This is a genomic window from Streptomyces sp. UH6, from assembly GCF_013421635.1.
Classification (GTDB): domain Bacteria; phylum Actinomycetota; class Actinomycetes; order Streptomycetales; family Streptomycetaceae; genus Streptomyces; species Streptomyces abyssomicinicus.
Genome location: NZ_JACADT010000621.1, coordinates 1 through 3,448, shown reverse-complemented (window position 1 = coordinate 3,448; position 3,448 = coordinate 1). Strand labels below are relative to the sequence as shown.

Here is a 3,448-nt window from a genome sequence, read left to right as displayed (position 1 = left end):
AGGGCGGCCAGGACCCGCTGCCCGCGCTCGCTCTCCAGGTGCCGGCCCGCACCCGTCGCCCGCGGGCTGTCCACCACCGCCCCGGGCCGGTACTTGCCGGTCAGGAACCCCGACGCCAGCGCGTAGTAGGGGACGGCGGCCAGACCGGCCCGCTCGGCGACGTCCCGCAACGGCCCCTCGTAGGTGTCCCGGGAGACCAGGTTGTAGTGCGGCTGCACCGCCACGTAGCGGGCGAAGCCCTCGCGGTCGGAGAAGTCCAGCGACTCCTGGAGCCGCTCGGCGGTGATGTTGGAGGCGGCGATCGCCCGCACCTTGCCCTCGCGGACGAGTTGGTCGAGGGCGAGGAGGATCTCCTCGACCGGCGTCTCCGGCTGGTCGAAGTGCGTGTAGTACAGATCGATGTGGTCGGTGCCCAGGCGTCGCAGCGACGCCTCCGCGGCCGCCTTGATGTTGGCGCCCGACAGCCCCCGGAACTGCGGGTGCTGACTCACCTTCGTGGCGACCACGACCTCGGAGCGGTTGCCCCGGGCCTTGAGCCACCTGCCGATGACGGTCTCGGACTCGCCGCCCTGGTTGCCCTCGACCCAGGCCGAGTAGGAGTCCGCGGTGTCGACGAAGTTGCCGCCGGCCGCCGTGTACGCGTCGAGGACGGCGAAGGACTCCCGCTCGTCGGCGGTCCATCCGAAGACGTTGCCGCCGAGGGCGAACGGGAAGACCTCGATACCGGACGTGCCCAGCTTGCGCAGATCAGTCATGCCCGTGTCCAACACGCCCGCGGGGCGGCGCATTCCGGCGCGCCGCCCGCGGATCGCGCGATGTGGCCGGGACGCCTCAGAGGCTGACGCCCCTGGCGGCCAGCCAGGCCATCGGGTCGACGCCGTCGCCGCCGCCCGGGTGCACCTCGAGGTGCAGGTGCGGGCCGGTCACGTTGCCGGTCGCGCCCACGCGGCCGATGACGTCGCCGGTGGTCACCTTCTGACCGACGCTCACGTTGATCGAGGACTGGTGGCAGTACCAGAGCTCGGTGCCGTCCTCCAGGGTGAGGATGGTGCGGTACCCGTAGGAACCCGCCCAGCCCGCCTCGGTCACGGTGCCGGTGTGGACGGCCTTGAGCAGCGTGCCGGTGGGGGCCGCCAGGTCGAGACCCGTGTGGTACCCGGAGGACCACATGGAGCCGGCCTGCATGTAGGTGGAGGTGACCGTGTACGAGGCGGCCGGCGCCGTGTAGCTGGCGGCCAGCTTGGCGAGACGTTCCGCCTCCGCCTTGGCCTTGGCCTCCGCCTCGGCCTTCTTGGCGGCCTCCGCGCGGGCCTCGGCCTCGGCCTTCTCCATCGAGGCCTGCTCGGCGGCGGCCTGGGCGGCGGCCTCCTCGGCCTCCTTCTGGGCCTGCGCCTCGGCCTCCTGCTCCTGCTGGGCGGCCTGCGCCATGATGCGGGCGCGCAGGGCCTCGCCGGCGTCGGCGGAGGACTCGGTGTCGACGGGCGCCACGCCCATCTCGCCGAGGACGCTGGGCGCGTCGTCGGCGACGGCGGTCCCGTCCCCGGAGCCGGGAAGCAGGGAGGTGACCGGGTCCAGCGACGGCATCTGCGGCATGGTGATGTGCACCGGAGCCTTGCCGGGCGCCGCGGTGGCCATGCCGCCCGCGCCGACGGCAGCGATCACGCCGACGCCGAGAACGGTCGAACTGCGGGCGAGCCCGCGCTGCTTGGCCACCCGGTGGCGGCCTCTCTGGACGGTCCCCTCGCTGGGGTTCCACTCCTCGAAGGAGCCCTCGCCGGCGAAGCCGGACGCGGGGCCGTAGGCGTCGGCAGCCTCACGTCGGCCAGGGACGAAGGGCACTTCAGGTGCAGGGGCAGGGCGGTTGGACGCCACGGGGGCGCGCTCCTTTCCTTCCGTCTCGCCTACCGGGTTAGCTGACGGGTTCGGAGCGGGAAGGTCTCCTACGCGCGTATACGGCAAGAGCCGCGATACGCCCGATTCACCCCGGAAAGTGGTTCCCCGGTTCCCTTGCGGGATTCGGCAGAGCGCACGGAGCCGTCGCTGGTGACGGCTGGGACAGCCGCGCGCTGCGTTATCGAACGTTAATAGAAGCGGTGGCTCATTTCCAAGCCGTTCCTTCACATCGCCCAACCCTCTGGCCTGAACCTATGGAGGCTCAACAGGGCGAATCGGACATGGCTTAGGTCACACCGGCGGCATCGTCCCTGGCTTGATCATGGCGGTCACATGGCGGTCCGCTCACCGGCGCGGCCCTGACGCAGACCCTCACCGGCAGCGGACGGCGAGCAAGGCCATGTCGTCCTTCACGTCGCCGCCGGCGTGCAGCGCCACGTCCCCGGCCAGGAAGTCCAGGAGCTCCTCGGGTTCGCCGAAGCTCCGGCCGTTCAGGCGGACGACCGGGTCGTAGAAGACGCCGTCCGCGTCCCGGGCCTCGGTCAGACCGTCCGTGTAGAAGAGGACCGTGGCACCCGGCACCAGCTCGACCGGAGGGCCGGGCCGCGGTGAACCCGTCAGCCCCGAGAGGGCCAGGGGCCCACCGGGGATCCCCACGTCGAGCATCCGCGGCTCACGCCCGGGTTCCAGGAGCAGCGGCGGCGGGTGGCCGTGGTTGACCAGCTGCACCCTCCGGCCGTCGCGGGAGAACTCGGCCAGCACCGCGGTCACGAAGCCCTCCAGGCGCTCCAGTTCCGTCCCCTGGCGCTCCCGCTCCCGGATCACGGCCTGGTCCAGCCGCCGCGCGCACTCCTCGATGGTGGGCGCCCGCTCGGCCGCCTCACGGAAGACGCCCACGACGACCGCCACCGCCGTCACGGCGGACATCCCCTTGCCCCGCACGTCCCCCAGGATCATGCGCACGCCGTACGGGGTGTCCTGCACGACGTAGAGGTCGCCGCCGAGGTTCGCCTCCTGCTGCGCCGCCTCGTACAGGGAGGCGATCCGCAGGGCGCCGAGTTCGCTCTCCGGCACCGGCATCACGGCCTGCTGCGCCGCCTCGGCCATCTGCCGGGCGTTGGCCAGCCGCACGTCGCCCCGGCGCACCACGGTGTTGACCACCGCGGCCAGCACGGAGACGGTGAGGACGGTGAACAGCTCGGTGGTCATCTGGGCCGCGTACAGCTCGTCACGGGTCAGCCGCACCAGGACGGTGCACCCCACCGACAGCACCCCGGTCAGCACGGTGGCACGGAGGGTGTAGAGGGGGGCGGCGATCAGCGGCGCGGCGGCGAAGAAGGGCACCGGGGTCACGTCCGTCGGCGTGAACCGGTCGTAGACCAGGCCGAACACGAGCATCAGGAACGGCAGCGCCCGCAGCACCAGCCGGGCGTGGTGGAGCCACCGCCGGCCACGGCCGGCGGCGTCCTCGACCGCCGGGTCCACCGGCCCGCCTCGCCGCAGCATGGGCCCCATGCTTCCGGCCCCGGCGGGGCCCGGCGACCGCTGGCCGCCG

Annotated in this window: 3 protein-coding genes and 1 riboswitch; all 3 genes read right to left on the bottom strand. The window is 72.7% G+C overall.

Features of this window, described 5'->3' with window-relative positions; translation table 11 throughout:
- A partial coding sequence (locus HW445_RS23155; RefSeq protein ID WP_180222893.1) for an aldo/keto reductase occupies nucleotides 1-755 on the bottom strand: 755 nt, incomplete at its 3' end.
- 76 nt (nucleotides 756-831) lie between these two features.
- Entirely contained in the window at nucleotides 832-1,872 is a 1,041-nt protein-coding gene (locus HW445_RS23150) for a M23 family metallopeptidase (RefSeq protein ID WP_180222892.1), read from the bottom strand.
- Between the two features lie 11 nt (nucleotides 1,873-1,883).
- A riboswitch (cyclic di-AMP (ydaO/yuaA leader) is annotated at nucleotides 1,884-2,032 on the bottom strand.
- A gap of 233 nt (nucleotides 2,033-2,265) precedes the next feature.
- Nucleotides 2,266-3,448: PP2C family protein-serine/threonine phosphatase (locus HW445_RS23145; protein WP_306673345.1), on the bottom strand; the 1,183-nt coding region annotated here is incomplete at its 5' end.